Genomic DNA, 15,445 nt, shown 5'->3' with positions numbered 1-15,445 from the left:
ACAAAGCGTCCACATCGCGTTATTCAACAGCCGGGCGTTGCGCCTCACCATGGGGTTTTCCACTGACATTATTCAGGACGCTGTGCGCCTGCCGGTCAACAATTCCTGTGACCAACTGCTGGCCGGCACCAAAAATCACAGCCCACGCAAGGATCTGCGGTGAATTGTCCAGGGCCGTCAGGCCGGGAACAAAACCACCCCGCATCAGCATCAGCCCCAGGACAGCGGTCAAGGCACCCGTGGGCAGTTTGATCAGCGCCAGCCACAGCGGCAGGTGGTAAGGGGTCGAGGTGCCGGAAACCTTCCGCAGCGAGGCTGAGCCCGAGACGGCAGCGGCCAGGAGGCCCACAAACTCCACCAGGAAGATATCGCCTGCACCGGCCTGGGCACTGACCACCTCGTCCACGTCCGTGCCCGGCGGGACCGGATTGGCCGCTTCGAACCGGGTTTCGTTGGTGGGGCAGACGATTTTCTGGTCCGGGCTGAAACACAGCGCAAGGTCCGTGGGAGACCTGACACCCCAGAGCCCCAGCAGCAGCGCCAACAGCGTCAAGGCTGCAGCAGAGGCCAGGATCAGGGACTGGAAGCTCCTGGCCTGGGCGTAGACCTGCCGTGAGTGGGAATGAGCGGCAGCCACGGCCACGATCACCAGTTCACGGTGCTCTTCCGTCAGGGGCGGATCCCCGGACGCCCGGAACCGGACCAGGGTTTCCACCCGGATCCGGCGCGGATCGTGCTCGTCAAGGTACTTGCATACGTCCGAGTGGATGTCCGGCAGGCGGCCTTTGACGTAGTCGATCGGGGCCCTCCGGAGGAGCAGTTCATCGGCAGCCTGCAGGTTTGCCAGCGCGGACTCCACCTGCGCTGCCCGCCGCGCACCACCTCGCCGGCCGGCCTGGGCAATGCGCCTGGCTGCGTTCAGGTGCCGGCTGATGCCTTCGTCCAGGGCAGCTGCGCCGGGTGGCGCCGGTGCCTCCTGCCCGGCAACACCGCCGGCGGACTTCACCCATTCCGCCAGGGCGGCCATGGACGTGATCCTGGTGAGAATCTGGCTTTGCCAGCCATTGGCAACACGTATTTGCTTTTCCTGGGCTTCAGACATTCCAGCCGCCCTTCCGGGGCATTTGGCCGAACTTTATCCAGCCAGCGTTACTGGGCCGTTACCGGAACTCCGAAACCAGAATCGATGAAACTGCCGCAATAACGCCGCGCTCCCGTGGGCTGCAAATTCATTGACAGCAAAGTGGCCCCCGGATAATATTTATTGCATTTACATTGATATACCTGCGCAGCCCCATGTCCGGGAATTATCCCGCTCCTTGCTCCGGCCATTATCGCCGGCCCCTGCATTTACGGCCCCACTCAACGGGCGCCATTTGGCCGCTGCCGGAAGCCGCGGCAAAAGGAGATTACGATGCCAGAATCACTGTCCCGGAAAATCATTATCCTGCGGGCGCCCGCCCTGCGTGCCACCCGCGACCCTTTCGACGGACCAGGGGCGCGGGGGCTGGAATCCGCGGCCCAGAACGTGGCCGAACGGGCCGCCGGCATGAGCGTGGAAACGGCCGGGTATCCTTCCGGCGCCACCATCAGTGCGCTGCAAAAGGACCCTACCGTCCTGGGGTTTGCTCCGGCGATGCCCATGAAGCTCATCGAACCTCTCGCCGCCGATGCTGCAACGGCCGCCGCCGCGACGTGGGGCGTCAAGGCCGTCGGCGCAGACACCTCGCCCTTCACCGGAGCCGGCGTGGTGGTCTCCGTCATTGATACAGGCATCGATGCCGACCATCCCGCGTTTACGGGAGTGGACCTGGTCACCAAGGACTTCACCGGCGCCGGCAGCGCGGAAGACGACAACGGCCACGGCACGCACTGCGCCGGAACCATCTTCGGCCGTGACCTCGGCGGCCAGCGGATCGGAGTGGCCCCTGGCGTCCAGAAGGCATTGATCGGCAAGGTCCTGGGCGGCCCCAACGGTGGCACCAGCGACATCCTGGCCTCAGCCATGCTGTGGGCTGCGGACAACGGCGCCAATGTGATCTCCATGTCGCTGGGCATGGACTTCCCCGGATGGGTGGACGAACTCGTCAACAACAACGGCCTCTCAATCCCGGCAGCCACCTCGATCGCCCTCGAAGGCTACCGCGCCAACGTGCGGCTCTTTGAACAGATCGCCAACCTCCTCAACGCCCGCGCGTCGGTGGCACAAACCACCATCGTGGTGGCAGCGGCCGGCAACGAAAGTGAACGGCTGGGCCAGCCGGCTTATGAAATCAACGTTGCCCCGCCCGCAGCGGCCTACGGGATCACGTCCGTGGCAGCCCTGGCGGACGGCGCCGGCGGGCTCACCGTCGCACCGTTCTCCAACACCATGGCAACGGTTGCCGGCCCCGGCGTGGGGGTCTTCAGTTCCTGGCTGAACGGGGGAACCAACACCATCAGCGGCACCAGCATGGCCACCCCGCATGTGGCCGGCGTGGCGGCGCTTTGGGCCGAACGGCTCCTCGCCCAGGGACCGCTGAGCCCGGTCCTGCTGCAGGCCAAACTCATTGCCTCGGGAACGTTCAAGCCACTCAAGGCCGGCACGGATCCGGTGGACGTGGGCTCGGGCCTGGTGCAGGCCCCCACGGCCGCCAGCTAGCAGTACCGGGCTAGCCCCGGCCCGCCAACTCCTGCCGGGCCGGCCGAAGGGGCGCAAAGAAGGCGGCAAGCCGGGCCGTCGCCTCGAGTGGCAGGACATCCGCCACGTACTGGTCGGGCCGGACCACCACCACGGCGCCACTGCGGCTGATGCCGCGCAGGTCGAAAATATCAGCCTGGGGGTCCACAGCGAAGACCTTCTCCAGGTAGGTCAGCCGGAATGGCCCCACCGTGGGTTTGAACACGGCGGGGACCGCGGAGATGTTGATGTCAGGGTGCGCCAGTTGGTAGATCACCTTCACGTCGAACCAGGCGTCGGCGTCAGCGCCCGACGGCGTCGCGGCCAGCGGCGAGTCGGCTGCGGATTCCAGCCACGCGGCAAAGTCCGCCAACGGTGAGTCGGCACCCGGCGTCGCGGCATCCGCGAAGACATAGATCCGCCAGCGGCCGTCCGCCCTGGCGTGATGCCCGAGGTGCAGGGGGTTGGTGTCGCAGACGCGGACCACGGGCGCGGACTTGAAGCGCTTGCCGATGGGGAAACCGGTGGCGAGGTCCTGGTGTTCCGGCGCGGCCACCAGCATGGACGGTGCGTACTGGGTCATGAACCCTGCCGGAAACTCCGCGGTGCTGACGTAGAAATCTTCCAGTTCCGTCGGGTCCTCGAAGTCTTCGGGCTTTTTGGCCATCAGGGTGGACCATTTCCTGTCGAAGTCGATGAGGTCCCTGGCCACCACCTGGCGTTCGGCCGAATAGGTGGACAGGAGGCTTTCCGGGCTGCGACCCTCCAGGACGTGGCCCAGTTTCCAGGCGATGTTAAAACCGTCCTGCATGGACACGTTCATGCCCTGGCCGGCCTTGGCACTGTGGGTATGGCACGCGTCCCCGGTGATAAATACGCGGGGGGTGCGGCTGCCGAGGTCTTCAGGCCGGACGTCGTCGAACCTGTCCGTGAGCCGGTGCCCCACCTCGTAGACGCTGTGCCACGCAACGTTGCGGACGTCGAGAGTATACGGGTGGAGGATCCCGTTGGCCTTGGCAATGATCTGCTCGATGGTGGTGCTCCGGACGCTGCCGTGCGTGGCCGGGTCCACCTCGCCCAGGTCAACGTACATCCGGAACAGGTGGCCACCCTCGCGTGGGATCAACAGGATGCTGCCGCCTGAGCCGGACTGGATGGCGCACTTGGTGCGGATATCGGGGAAATCGGTGACGGCCAGGACGTCCATCACGCCCCAGGCATGGTTCGCCTGGTCGCCGGCCAGGCTGCAGCCGATCGCTTCACGGACCTTGCTCCTTGCACCGTCCGCGCCCACCACGTATTTGGCGTGGACCGTGCGCTCCTTCCCCTCCTCCGGGCCGGCCGTACAGAGCAGGGTCACGCTCACCGGGTACTCGCCGTCGTCCGCCACGTCCAGCGAACGGAATTCGTAGCCGTAGTCGGGGCTCATCCGGGCCGGCGAAAAGGCCATGACCTCGGCGAAGTAGTCCAGCACCCTGGCCTGGTTGACGATCAGGTGCGGGAATTCGCTGATGCCCATCCCGTCGTCCACCGCCCTGGCGGCGCGGACAATCCGGGAGTGGTCCGCAGGGTCCGGCTTCCAGAACGCCATCTCCGTGATCCGGTAGGCCTCGGCGATGATGCGCTCCGCGAAGCCGAACGCCTGGAAGGTTTCCACGCTCCGCGCCTGGATGCCGTCCGCCTGGCCGATTGCCAGTCGGCCGGTCCTGCGCTCAACGATGCGGGTGGTGATGCCCGGGAACTGCGAAAGTTGTGCGGCGGCGAGCATTCCCGCCGGGCCGGTGCCGACAATCAGGACATCCACGTGGTCAGGAAGCCCCGCAGGCCGGTCGAGGCCCACGCCCGCCGCTGGTTGGATCCGCGGGTCACCGGAAACGTAGCCGTGGTGGTGGAACTGCATGTACTTTCCTCACTCCGTTGTGTGGCCGGCGGTTAACCGGGGCTGTTCGATAATCGAACAAGAAATTCCATAATCGAAAATCCTATGTTGCTCCAGAACTGTACGCCACGCGCCGAGGCGGTTTCAAGCACTGCAAAATAGGCCTTGACGGCGACCCCTCCCGGCGCAATACTCTTTCGTATACGATTTCGTACTCGATGAGGAGCAGCTTTTGGAACAGGTCACGGACCACACGCTGGCCGGCGCCCGCAAGGTCATCGCGGTGCACATCAACTACCCCAGCCGCGCGGCCCAGCGGGGCCGGACCCCCGCCCAGCCCTCATATTTCCTCAAACCAGCCAGCTCGCTGGCGCTGTCCGGCAGCAGCGTGGAACGACCCGCCGGCTGCGAACTCCTCGGCTTCGAAGGCGAAATCGCGCTTATCATCGGCACGCCCGCACGCCGCGTCGGCCTCGAGGACGCCTGGAGCCACGTCAAATGGGTCACGGCAGGCAACGACCTCGGTGTCTACGACCTCCGGTACGCCGACAAAGGCTCGAACCTCCGTTCCAAAGGCGGGGACGGCTTCACCCCCGTGGGCCCGGCACTGCTCCCAGCGGCCGCCGTCGACCCCGCCGGACTCCGCGTCCGCACCTGGCATAACGGCAACCCCGTCCAGGACGACACCACGGAGGATCTGCTCTTCCCTTTCGCCCGGCTTGTGGCGGACCTGTCCCAGCTGCTGACCCTTGAGGCGGGCGACATCATCCTCACCGGCACGCCTGCCGGCGCCTCCGTCGCCGTACCGGGGGACGTCCTCGAGGTTGAGGTCAGTACGACGGCGGCGGGTGCTGCCGGCGTCGCCCTCACCACCGGCCGGCTGGCCACCCGCGTTGTGGAAGGCACTGAGCCGTTCGCCGACTTTGGTGCGGGGCCAAAAACCGACGACCGGCAGCGCGAGGAAGCGTATGGTTCCCGCGAAGCGGCCGGAATCCCGGCTCCGGCAACCGTATTGACCCCGGGATTGAAGGCGAAGCTGGAACAGGTGGCCACCGCCACCCTGTCCTCGCAGCTGCGCAAACGCGGGCTCAACAACGTGAGCATTGACGGGCTCCAGGCCACCCGCCCGGACCGCAAGGTGGTGGGCCTGGCCCGGACCCTCCGTTTTGTGCCCAACCGCGAGGACCTCTTCAAGGCCCACGGCGGCGGGTTCAACGCCCAGAAGCAGGCCATCGACTCCGTGAACGAAGGCGAGATCCTCGTGATGGAAGCCCGCGGCGAAAAGGGCACCGGCACCGTCGGCGATATCCTGGCCCTCCGCGCCCAGGTGCGGGGCGCGGCCGCGATCATTACCGACGGCGGCGTCCGCGACTTTACAGCCGTGGCCGGCCTGGAGATGCCCACCTACTTCGCCAACCCGCACCCGGCAGTCCTGGGCAGGCGGCACGTCCCCTGGGATACGGACATCACGATCGCCTGCGGCGGCGCCACCGTCCAGCCCGGCGACATCATTGTGGCGGACGCGGACGGCATCCTGGTGATCCCGCCTGCCATCGCCGCGGAGCTCGCGGACGACTGCATCCGGCAGGAACGGGAGGAAGCCTTTATTTTCGAGATGGTGGGGCAGGGACACAGCGTTGACGGGCTCTACCCGATGAACGCCGCCTGGCAGTCCCGCTTCGAGGAACGGGAAGCGGGCGCGCCCCATGCCTGACGGCGTGGCCACGGCCAGCAAATCCGAACAGGCCTACCAGGCCGTCAAAGCCCGGATCGTGGACGGCACCTATTCCCCCGGCTACCGCCTGGTGCTGGCCAAGATCGCCGAAGACCTGGGCGTCAGTGTGGTTCCTGTCCGCGAGGCCATCCGCAGGCTTGAAGCAGAGGGCCTGGTGACATTTGTTCGGAACGTCGGGGCAACGGTTGCCGGCATCGACCCCACCGAATACCTCTACACCATGCAGACGCTGAGCATCGTTGAAGGCGCGGCCACGGCGCTGTCAGCCCCGCTGATCGGACCGGCCGCCATTGACCGGGCCCGGGCCGTCAACGCGGAGATGCGCGACTGCCTGGACCATTTTGATCCCCTACGGTTCACCGCCCTCAACCAGACGTTCCACAGCATCCTGTTCGAATCCTGCCCCAACCCGCACCTGTTGGACCTGGTGCACCGCGGCTGGAACCGGCTGGCCTCCCTCCGGTCCTCCACGTTCCGCTTCGTCCCCGGCCGCGCCCACGACTCCGTGGCTGAACACGAGGCCCTCCTGCAGCTGATTGCATCCGGCGCCGGTGCTGACACCATCGAGAGGGCCGCGCGCCTGCACCGCTCCACCACCCTTGATGCCTACCTGGCCCAAACAAACCACTGACCAACGGACAAGGACCTCAACGATGACGACTCCTGCACAAACCACAGCCACGCATTACGTCCCCCAGGACCTGCCCGGCCACATCCAGCACTACATCAATGGCCGGTTTGTTGATTCCGTAGGTGGGGCATCCTTCGATGTCCTGGACCCGGTGTCCAACACCAACTACGCCACCGCAGCGGCCGGGCAGAAGGAAGACATCGACCTGGCCGTGGCCGCCGCCCGTGACGCCTTTGTGAACGGCCCGTGGCCCAGGATGAAGCCACGCGAACGCGCCCGCATCCTCAACAGGATCGCCGACGCCGTCGAGGCCCAGGAGTCCCGCCTGGCGGAACTTGAGACGTTTGACACCGGCCTGCCCATCACCCAGGCAAAAGGCCAGGCCCTGCGCGCGGCGGAGAACTTCCGGTTCTTCGCTGACCTGATTGTGGCCCAGTTCGATGACGCCATGAAGGTCCCGGGTGCCCAGATCAACTATGTGAACCGCAAGCCCATTGGTGTGGCCGGCCTGATCACGCCGTGGAACACCCCTTTTATGCTGGAGTCCTGGAAGCTCGCGCCCGCCCTGGCCACCGGCAACACCGTGGTCCTTAAACCGGCTGAGTTCACCCCGCTCTCGGCGTCGCTGTGGGCGCAGATCTTCAAGGATGCTGGACTCCCGGACGGCGTCTTCAACCTGGTCAACGGCCTCGGCGAGGAAGCAGGCGACGCGCTGGTGAAACATCCGGACGTCCCGCTGATCTCCTTCACCGGTGAAACCACCACCGGCCAGACCATTTTCCGCAACGCCGCCACCCACCTCAAGGGCCTGTCCATGGAGCTCGGCGGCAAGTCACCCTGCGTGGTGTTCGCCGACGCGGACCTGGACGCCGCGATCGACTCCGCCCTGTTCGGGGTGTTTTCCCTCAACGGCGAGCGCTGTACCGCCGGTTCCCGCATCCTCGTGGAACGACCCATCTACGACGAATTCTGCGAAAAGTACGCCGCCCGGGCCAGGAACATCGTGGTGGGCGATCCCCACGATCCCCGGACCCAGGTGGGCGCACTGGTCCACCCGGAGCATTACGCAAAAGTGGCTTCCTACGTGGAGATCGGCAAATCCGAGGGCCGGCTCCTGGCCGGCGGCGGCCGCCCCGACCACCTCCCCGAAGGCAACTACATCGCACCCACGGTGTTTGCCGACGTCGGGCCCGGCGCCCGGATCTTCCAGGAGGAAATCTTCGGCCCCGTTGTTGCCATTACGCCGTTTGAGGACGACTACGAAGCACTCGCCCTGGCCAACAACACCAAGTACGGGTTGGCCGCGTACATCTGGACCCAGAACCTGACCCGGGCGCACACGTTCTCCCAGAACGTTGAAGCCGGCATGGTGTGGCTCAACAGCCACAACGTCCGGGACCTCCGCACCCCGTTCGGTGGCGTCAAGTCCTCCGGGCTGGGCCATGAAGGCGGCTACCGCTCCATCGACTTCTACACCGACCAGCAGGCGGTCCACATCAGCCTCGGCGCGGTACACACCCCCAAGTTCGGCGCATAAGCACCACCCCGCCCAACTGACTCGCAGTTGTTGTCGTTATGGGCCCCCAAAACGACAACAACTGCGACCTAGTTGGGCCTCGAGACCCTTTCAACGAAGAGAGCGCACCATGACGAATTTTGTTCCCACCCCCACCGCCCCGGCTCCGGACATTGTCCGCTGCGCCTACATGGAAATTGTGGTCACCGACCTCGCCAAGTCCCGCGAGTTCTATGTGGATGTCCTGGGCCTGCACGTCACCGAGGAAGACGGCAGCACCATCTATCTGCGGTCCCTGGAGGAGTTCATCCACCACAATCTGGTGCTCCGCCAGGGCCCCGTCGCCGCGGTGGCCGCCTTCGCCTACCGGGTCAAGTCCGCCGCCGAAGTGGACGCCGCCGAAGCCTACTACCGCGAACTGGGCTGCCGGGTTGAGCGCCGCAAGGAAGGCTTCACCAAAGGCGTTGGGGACTCCGTCCGCGTAGAGGACCCGCTGGGCTTCCCCTACGAGTTCTTCTACGACGTGGAACACGTCGAACGCCTCACCCAGCGCTATGACCTCTACTCCGCCGGCGAACTGGTCCGGCTGGACCACTTCAACCAGGTCACCCCGGACGTTCCCCGCGGCCGCGCCTACCTCGAAGACCTCGGCTTCCGCGTCTCCGAAGACATCAAGGATTCCGACGGCGTCACGTACGCCGCGTGGATGCACCGCAAGCAAACAGTCCACGACACCGCCCTGACCGGCGGCAACGGGCCCCGGATGCACCACGTCGCGTTCGCCACCCACGAAAAGCACAACATCATCCAGATCTGCGACAAGATGGGCGCCCTGCGCATCAGCGACAGGATCGAACGCGGCCCCGGCCGGCACGGCGTCTCCAACGCCTTCTACCTCTACATCCTGGACCCGGACAACCACCGGATCGAGATCTACACCCAGGATTACTACACCGGCGACCCCGACAACCCCACCATCACCTGGGACGTGCACGACAACCAGCGCCGCGACTGGTGGGGCAACCCGGTGGTCCCCTCCTGGTACACGGAAGCTTCCTTGGTCCTGGACCTGGACGGGAACCCGCAACCGGTGATCGTCCGGGAGGAAAAAAGCGAAATGGCTGTCACCGTCGGGGCTGACGGCTTCTCCTACACCCGGCCCACCGGCGACGGCGCCGCCGAAGGGTTCAAGCTCGGGGCCCAGCTGTGACCCTGGACCAATCCACAATTGAGGCCATCGCGGATGAGTTGGTGGCGGCCGGCCGCTCCCGGACGCCGGTCCCCCGGCTCACTGCCCGCTACCCGGGCATGACGGTGGCCGATTCCTACGCCGTGCAGCAGCTGTGGCGGCGGCGGAACGAGGAAGCCGGCCGCACCCTGGTGGGCCGGAAGATCGGCCTCACGTCCAGGGCCATGCAGGCCGCCACGGGCATCACCGAGCCGGATTACGGCGCCATCTTCGATGACATGGTCCTCGACACCGGCTGCTCCGTGGCCTGGGACAAGTACACGCACCCGCGGGTGGAGGTGGAGCTCGCGTTTGTGTTGAAGTCAGCGCTCAAGGGCCCGAACTGCACCATTTTCGATGTCCTGAACGCTACCGACTACGTGGTTCCGGCCCTGGAGATCCTGGACTCCCGGATCGAAATGGAGGGCCGGACCATCGTGGACACCATCGCGGACAACGCCGCGATGGGAGCCATGGTGGTGGGCGGGCGCCCGGTGAAACCGGACGCCGTGGACCTCCGCTGGGTCTCCGCCATCGTCTACAAAAACCAGACCGTCGAAGAAACGGGAGTCGCGGCAGGAGTCCTGGACCACCCGGCCAACGGAGTGCACTGGCTCGCCAACAAAATCGCCGCCCACGGGGACACGCTCAAAGCCGGCGACATCATCCTGGCAGGCTCCTTCACCCGTCCCCTCTGGGTAGCCAAAGGCGATACGGTGCACGCAGACTACGGACCCCTCGGGAGTGTCACATGCCGGTTCGACTAGAAGACACCTTCCGGGACACCCTGCGCCATCAAAAAGAAAACGCCGGCAGGCCATTGGCCGGGATGTGGGTGTGCTCCGGCAGCCCGCTCATCGCGGAGCTCTGCGCCGGCTCCGGCCTGGACTGGCTGCTGGTGGACGCCGAGCACAGCCCCAACGGACTCGAATCCATCCTCGCCCAGCTCCAGGCCATCCACGGCTACCCCGTCCACACGCTGGTCCGGCCGCCGGTCAACGACACCGTACTCATCAAGCAGTACCTCGACCTCGGCGTGCAGAACCTGCTGATCCCCATGGTCCATTCGGTCCAGGACGCCGAAGCGGCGGTCGCGGCCACCCGCTACCCGCCCCACGGCGTCCGGGGCGTCGGATCCGCCCTGGCCCGGGCCGCCCGCTGGAACCGCGTCCCGGACTACCTGTCCCGGGCCAACGACACCATCAGCCTCACCGTGCAGATCGAATCAGCCGCCGCAGTCGACGCCGTCGCGGAAATCCTCGCGGTGGACGGCGTGGACGCCATCTTCCTTGGCCCCTCCGACCTCGCCGCGTCCATGGGACTTCTCGGACAGCAGGAACACCCCACGGTGATGGCCGCCGTCGAACACTGTCTCGCCGCCGCGAAGGCTGCCGGCAAACCCGCCGGCGTCAACGCCTTCAACCCCGCCACCGCCCGGCACTACCTCGACGTTGGGGCCGCCTTCATCCTGGTGGGCGCCGACGTCGCCCTCCTGGCCCGGGGCAGCGAGACGCTGGCGGCGGAATTTGCCCGGACTGACGACGGCGGGACCCCCGGCAGCTACTGACCCCCGGTCCGGGAGGCTTCGGCGTCGTCGCCGAACGACGCCTGCAGGGTCCGCTTCAGGATTTTCCCGCTGGGGCCCAGGGGCAGCTCGGTCCGCAGCTCGATGAGGCGGGGGTACTTGTGGGCCGCTAGCCGGGCCTGCGCAAATTCCGCCAGTTCCCCCGCCGTCACGGTGCTGCCGGGCACGGCGATCACAGCCGCGGCGATCTCCTGGCCATGGACCTCATGCGGTACCCCGAAAACCGCCACCGAGGCCACGTCCGGATGCTGGCTGAGGACCTCCTCGACCTCCCGCGGGTAGACGTTGTAGCCGTTCCGGATGATCATGTCGCCCTTGCGGTCCATGATGCGCAGGTAGCCGTCCCCGTCCTTGGTACCGAGGTCCCCCGTCCGGAACCAGCCGTCCACCAGGGCTTCGGCGGTGGCATCGGGCCGGTTCAGGTACCCCTTGAACAGGTTGTGGCCCCGGACCACCAGTTCGCCCAGCTCACCTGCCGGAAGCAGTTCGATGGCATCGGCCACCTCCGGCCGGGCAATGGCCACCTCCACTCCCCAGATTGCAGTACCGATGGTTCCGGGACGCGGTGTGGTGCCCACATGGTTGAAACTCGCCACCGGGGACGTCTCCGTCAGCCCGTAGCCCTCGTAGATCTCCACGCCGAAAAGTTCGCGGAAGCGATCGATCACGGCCACGGGAAGGGAGGAGCCACCCGAGATGCCATACCTCAGTCCCTCGGGGCGGCCCGGACTGGCCCTGATCGCTTCCAGGAGGGCCATGTACATCGTGGGGACGCCGAAGAAGATGTCAATGTTGTGGCGGCGCACCAGGTCCAACGCTGCCGCGCCGGTGAACCTCGGCAGCATCACCACGGTGGCCCCGGCGCGCAGGCCGGCGTTGAGCACACACGTCTGGCCGAACGTGTGGAACAGCGGAAGCCCGCCGAATATTTTGTCTCCGGCGCGGAGGTCGAATGTACTGGTGAGCAGCACGTTCACCTGCTCCACAAGCGCAAAATGCGTTCCCAGCGCCCCCTTTGGCTTCCCGGTGGTGCCCGAGGTGTACAGGATGGTTGCCGTGTCCTCCGGCCGGCGCGGCACGTACGTCCGGATAGGTTCGGTATCCGCCGCCGCGTCTTCGAGGCGTGGCAGTCCGTCCGTTGCCTCGGCCGCCAGGACGGTCAGGACCGGGGTTCCCGCGGCCCGGGCGCCCGGTTCGCCTTCCGGCAGCAGCGGCGCCGCGCAGACCAGCAGCTCCGCGCCGCTGTCCCGGATCACGTACTCGATTTCCCGTGCCTTCAGCAGCGCATGGACAGGCACCACGATGCCGCCCAGGGCCAGGACCGCGAAGTAAACGCGGGCAAAGTCGGCCACGTTGGGGACCAGGATGGCCACGGGCACGCCCGGGCCCACGCCGCGGTCCCGCAGTGCCCCGGCGTAGGCCTTGGCCTGGTCCCAGAGAGCGGCATAGGTAACACTTTCGTCACCCACGATCAATGCGACTGCGTCGGCCCTGCGGGCAGCTGACTCGGCAAGGATGGCGGCGACGGAGATGGTACCGAAGCCGTCGTTGGCTTGTTCTGTTCCCATGGCAACTTCCTTCGTGCAGCTGGTGCTGGAGTTCGGGTGTCCGTGCAGGCCGGACCCGGGGAGCCGGTCAGGACGCTGTTGTGCACAGCATAGTGCCCGCGCCAGCCCTGGGCACGGCATCCCCCACCGCGGCCGCCGGATGGGAGAGAATCGGACGGGCGCCCCACAAAGCGCCCACCGCCGGCGCCAGGTCCCACCAAAGACCGGACCGGCGCAACCCAACGACAGCCAGGAACCCCAATGACTACTCCGGACACCCGCCCAACGGACACGCCCACCCGGACAGCACTGGTGGTGGGGGCCAGCGGAATCGCCGGCTCGGCCATCATTGAGCAGTTGGAGCGGGAGGGCGGCTGGACGGTCCTGGCACTCTCACGGACCCCGGTCGCCGGCTCAACCGCGAGGCACATCGCCGCGGACCTGATGTCACCGGCCAGCCTTGCCGGGGCACTGGCCGGGGCCGAACCCACGCACGTCTTCTTTACGGCATGGGCCAGGCAGGATTCGGAAGAGGAGAACATCCGCGTCAACGCCGCGATGCTCCGCAACCTGCTCCGGGCCCTGGCCCATGCCCCGGTGGAGCACGTAGCCCTGATGACCGGGCTGAAGCACTACCTTGGGCCTTTCGAGTCCTACGGTGCGGGACCGGTTCCGGATACACCGTTCCGCGAGGAGGAACCCCGGCTGCCGGTTCCGAATTTCTACTACGCCCAGGAAGATGAGTTGTGGGCGGCAGCAGCGCGGCAGGGGTTCCGCTGGTCCGTGCACCGTTCGCACACGGTGATCGGCCACGCCGTGGGTAACGCCATGAACATGGGCCTCACGTTGGCGGCGCAGGCAACCCTGTGCAAGGAACTGGGCCAACCGTTCATCTTCCCCGGCTCGGAAACCCAGTGGAACAGCCTCACCGACATGACCGACGGGGACCTGCTGGCGGAACATATGGTCTGGGCAGCCACGACGGAGCAGGCAGGCAACGAGGCCTACAACGTGGTGAACGGGGACGTGTTCCGGTGGCGCTGGATGTGGCCAAAGCTGGCGGCCTGCTTCGGCGTCACAGCCGAAGGCTTCAAGGACGCCCCACGGCCGCTCGAAGAGCAGATGCGGGGCATGGAAAAAGAGTGGTCGAGGATCGCAGCCAACCACGGACTGGTCGAATCCGACCTGGGCAGGGTCGCTTCGTGGTGGCATACGGACGCTGACCTGGGACGCACCATGGAAGTCCTCGCGGACATGGGCAAGAGCCGGCAGGCAGGCTTCAAGGGCTACCGCCGGACTGATGATTCCTTCCGGAGGCTGTTTGACCGATACCGCGGCGACGGCATCATTCCCTGATCCGGCGTCCACACCAGTAGCGCCGCCGGACCAGGCGGCGGTAGCTTTGGACTACTTTCTTCCGCTGGGCAGCCAAGGTGCCGGAGGTGCCGCTGATGCAGGGCCTTTCCACGTCATTGGTGCTGATCGCCTTGCTGGCCATCCTGGCACCCCTGGCCGCCCGGTTCCTTGAGCGGGTAGTCAAGGTGCCCATTGTGGTCTTCGAAATTGTCCTCGGCATCCTGCTGGGTCCCAGCCTGCTGGGGTGGATCCAATCCACGGCGTTCACCGACACGCTGGCGGACTTCGGGTTGGCCATGCTCTTCTTTGTTGCGGGCAACGAGATCGATTTCGCGCTGATCCGCGGCAGGCCGGCCAACCGCGCGGCCACCGGGTGGATCATCTCGCTGGCCCTTGGAATCGCCGCCGGTTTCATCCTTGTCCCGGCAGCGGGCGCGGCAGTGATCATCGGCGTGGCGTTGTCCTCCACGGCCCTGGGCGCCCTGCTGCCCATCCTCCGCGACGAGGGCCGGTCCCGGTCGCCACTCGGCGTAGCAGTGACCGCACTCGGCGCGGCGGGTGAGTTCGGCCCGCTGATCGCCATCTCCGTGTTCTTCAGCGGCCGGCAGCTGGGCCCGGCAACCGCCGTGCTGCTGGGCTTTGTCCTCCTGACGGGCCTGGCCATTGTCCTGGCGTCCCGGTCCAGGCACACGCTGCTCCATTCCCAGGTCACCAGGACCCTTCACACCAGCGGCCAGTTCGCCGTCCGCGCCATCATGTTCATCCTCACCGTCCTGGTGGTGCTGAGCATGGTGCTGGGCCTGGACATGCTGCTGGGAGCCTTCGCGGCCGGTGTCCTGTGGAAGGTTGCCATGGCGCGGGCGCCGGAAAAGGACAGGACAGTCATCGAGGCCAAAACCGACGCGATTGCGTTCGGCTTCCTGGTGCCGGTATTTTTCATCGATACGGGCATCGATTTTGACCTGGGTGCACTCACCGGGAGCCCCGCTGCCCTGGCACTGGTCCCCCTGTTTCTGCTCCTGCTGCTGGTGATCCGCGGGTTTCCGGCGCTGCTGGCCGCTCCCGCCCATTCCACTTTCGCGGACAAGCGGGCCATCATGCTGTTCGGCGCAACGGGACTGCCGATCATTGTCGCCGTCACCGCGATCGGGAAAGACCAGGGCCTGATAACCAGTGGAATGGCTTCGGCGCTGGTTGGTGCCGGCATGCTCTCGATCCTTGCATTCCCGCTGCTGGCCCTCCGCCAGCAGCAACGGGCGACCCCGGAACGCCGGTCCCGCAAAAGTAATTAGGGGCCTGAGCATTGACA

General features: G+C 66.3%; 12 protein-coding genes. 9 read left to right on the top strand and 3 right to left on the bottom strand.

Annotated features, from left to right (window positions below; translation table 11 throughout):
• Positions 1-19: 19 nt before the first annotated feature.
• Entirely contained in the window at positions 20-1,102 is a 1,083-nt protein-coding gene (locus tag ASF72_RS14010; RefSeq protein ID WP_056599871.1) for a hypothetical protein, read from the bottom strand.
• Between the two features lie 312 nt (positions 1,103-1,414).
• Between ASF72_RS14010 and ASF72_RS14005 the strand changes: the two genes are divergently transcribed.
• Positions 1,415-2,641: a S8 family peptidase gene (locus ASF72_RS14005; RefSeq protein ID WP_050685185.1), complete on the top strand. Its 1,227-nt coding sequence runs from the start codon at positions 1,415-1,417 to the stop codon at positions 2,639-2,641.
• Between the two features lie 10 nt (positions 2,642-2,651).
• Here the strand turns inward: ASF72_RS14005 and ASF72_RS14000 are convergent, their stop codons facing one another.
• A complete protein-coding gene (locus ASF72_RS14000; RefSeq protein ID WP_056599868.1) occupies positions 2,652-4,559 on the bottom strand; it encodes an FAD-binding monooxygenase in 1,908 nt (635 codons plus the stop codon).
• A 211-nt stretch (positions 4,560-4,770) separates the two neighbouring features.
• Between ASF72_RS14000 and ASF72_RS13995 the strand changes: the two genes are divergently transcribed.
• The 6 genes from ASF72_RS13995 (at position 4,771) to ASF72_RS13970 (ending at position 11,215) form a co-directional block, all read left to right on the top strand.
• Positions 4,771-6,252, top strand: coding sequence for a fumarylacetoacetate hydrolase family protein (locus ASF72_RS13995; protein ID WP_056599865.1), 1,482 nt, complete (start codon positions 4,771-4,773; stop codon positions 6,250-6,252).
• On the top strand, positions 6,245-6,904 hold the full coding sequence (locus ASF72_RS13990; protein ID WP_050685188.1) for a GntR family transcriptional regulator: 660 nt from the start codon (positions 6,245-6,247) through the stop codon (positions 6,902-6,904). The genes ASF72_RS13995 and ASF72_RS13990 overlap by 8 nt, the downstream gene beginning before the upstream one ends.
• A gap of 22 nt (positions 6,905-6,926) precedes the next feature.
• Positions 6,927-8,441 carry a 5-carboxymethyl-2-hydroxymuconate semialdehyde dehydrogenase gene (gene hpaE, locus ASF72_RS13985; RefSeq protein WP_056599862.1) on the top strand — a complete coding sequence of 505 codons (1,515 nt, stop codon included), beginning with the start codon at positions 6,927-6,929 and terminating at the stop codon, positions 8,439-8,441.
• 109 nt (positions 8,442-8,550) lie between these two features.
• Entirely contained in the window at positions 8,551-9,630 is a 1,080-nt protein-coding gene (gene hpaD, locus ASF72_RS13980; protein WP_056599859.1) for a 3,4-dihydroxyphenylacetate 2,3-dioxygenase, read from the top strand.
• A gap of 2 nt (positions 9,631-9,632) precedes the next feature.
• The gene (gene hpaH, locus ASF72_RS13975; protein WP_056599905.1) at positions 9,633-10,415 is read left to right on the top strand and encodes a 2-oxo-hept-4-ene-1,7-dioate hydratase; all 783 of its coding nucleotides are present in this window, start codon (positions 9,633-9,635) and stop codon (positions 10,413-10,415) included.
• Positions 10,400-11,215 carry an HpcH/HpaI aldolase family protein gene (locus ASF72_RS13970; protein WP_200933659.1) on the top strand — a complete coding sequence of 272 codons (816 nt, stop codon included), beginning with the start codon at positions 10,400-10,402 and terminating at the stop codon, positions 11,213-11,215. Before hpaH ends, ASF72_RS13970 begins: the two co-directional genes overlap by 16 nt.
• On the opposite strand, the gene ASF72_RS13965 is transcribed toward ASF72_RS13970, so the two are convergent.
• Entirely contained in the window at positions 11,209-12,801 is a 1,593-nt protein-coding gene (locus tag ASF72_RS13965; protein ID WP_056599853.1) for a long-chain-fatty-acid--CoA ligase, read from the bottom strand. The two genes, ASF72_RS13970 and ASF72_RS13965, sit on opposite strands and share 7 nt — an antisense overlap.
• A gap of 240 nt (positions 12,802-13,041) precedes the next feature.
• Between ASF72_RS13965 and ASF72_RS13960 the strand changes: the two genes are divergently transcribed.
• Together ASF72_RS13960 and ASF72_RS13955 are read left to right on the top strand one after the other, a co-directional pair.
• Positions 13,042-14,136, top strand: a complete 1,095-nt coding sequence (locus tag ASF72_RS13960) for an SDR family oxidoreductase (RefSeq protein ID WP_056599851.1) — start codon at positions 13,042-13,044, stop codon at positions 14,134-14,136.
• Between the two features lie 95 nt (positions 14,137-14,231).
• A complete protein-coding gene (locus ASF72_RS13955; RefSeq protein ID WP_056599848.1) occupies positions 14,232-15,428 on the top strand; it encodes a cation:proton antiporter in 1,197 nt (398 codons plus the stop codon).
• The last annotated feature ends 17 nt before the right edge of the window (positions 15,429-15,445 follow it).

Source organism: Arthrobacter sp. Leaf141 (assembly GCF_001424565.1).
Taxonomy (GTDB): domain Bacteria; phylum Actinomycetota; class Actinomycetes; order Actinomycetales; family Micrococcaceae; genus Arthrobacter.
The sequence above is the reverse complement of the archived record's forward strand: the minus strand, read 5'-3'. Positions and strand labels throughout refer to the sequence as shown.

What these genes read in the sequence shown, in the direction of transcription:
- ASF72_RS13970 (WP_200933659.1), top strand. Translation starts at nt 10,400, where the DNA reads ATGCCGGTTCGACTAGAAGACACCTTCCGGGACACCCTGCGCCATCAA.
- hpaE (WP_056599862.1), top strand. Translation starts at nt 6,927, where the DNA reads ATGACGACTCCTGCACAAACCACAGCCACGCATTACGTCCCCCAGGAC.
- ASF72_RS13990 (WP_050685188.1), top strand. Translation starts at nt 6,245, where the DNA reads ATGCCTGACGGCGTGGCCACGGCCAGCAAATCCGAACAGGCCTACCAG.
- hpaD (WP_056599859.1), top strand. Translation starts at nt 8,551, where the DNA reads ATGACGAATTTTGTTCCCACCCCCACCGCCCCGGCTCCGGACATTGTC.
- ASF72_RS13955 (WP_056599848.1), top strand. Translation starts at nt 14,232, where the DNA reads ATGCAGGGCCTTTCCACGTCATTGGTGCTGATCGCCTTGCTGGCCATC.
- ASF72_RS13960 (WP_056599851.1), top strand. Translation starts at nt 13,042, where the DNA reads ATGACTACTCCGGACACCCGCCCAACGGACACGCCCACCCGGACAGCA.
- ASF72_RS14010 (WP_056599871.1), bottom strand. Translation starts at nt 1,102, where the DNA reads ATGTCTGAAGCCCAGGAAAAGCAAATACGTGTTGCCAATGGCTGGCAA.
- ASF72_RS14000 (WP_056599868.1), bottom strand. Translation starts at nt 4,559, where the DNA reads ATGCAGTTCCACCACCACGGCTACGTTTCCGGTGACCCGCGGATCCAA.
- ASF72_RS14005 (WP_050685185.1), top strand. Translation starts at nt 1,415, where the DNA reads ATGCCAGAATCACTGTCCCGGAAAATCATTATCCTGCGGGCGCCCGCC.
- ASF72_RS13965 (WP_056599853.1), bottom strand. Translation starts at nt 12,801, where the DNA reads ATGGGAACAGAACAAGCCAACGACGGCTTCGGTACCATCTCCGTCGCC.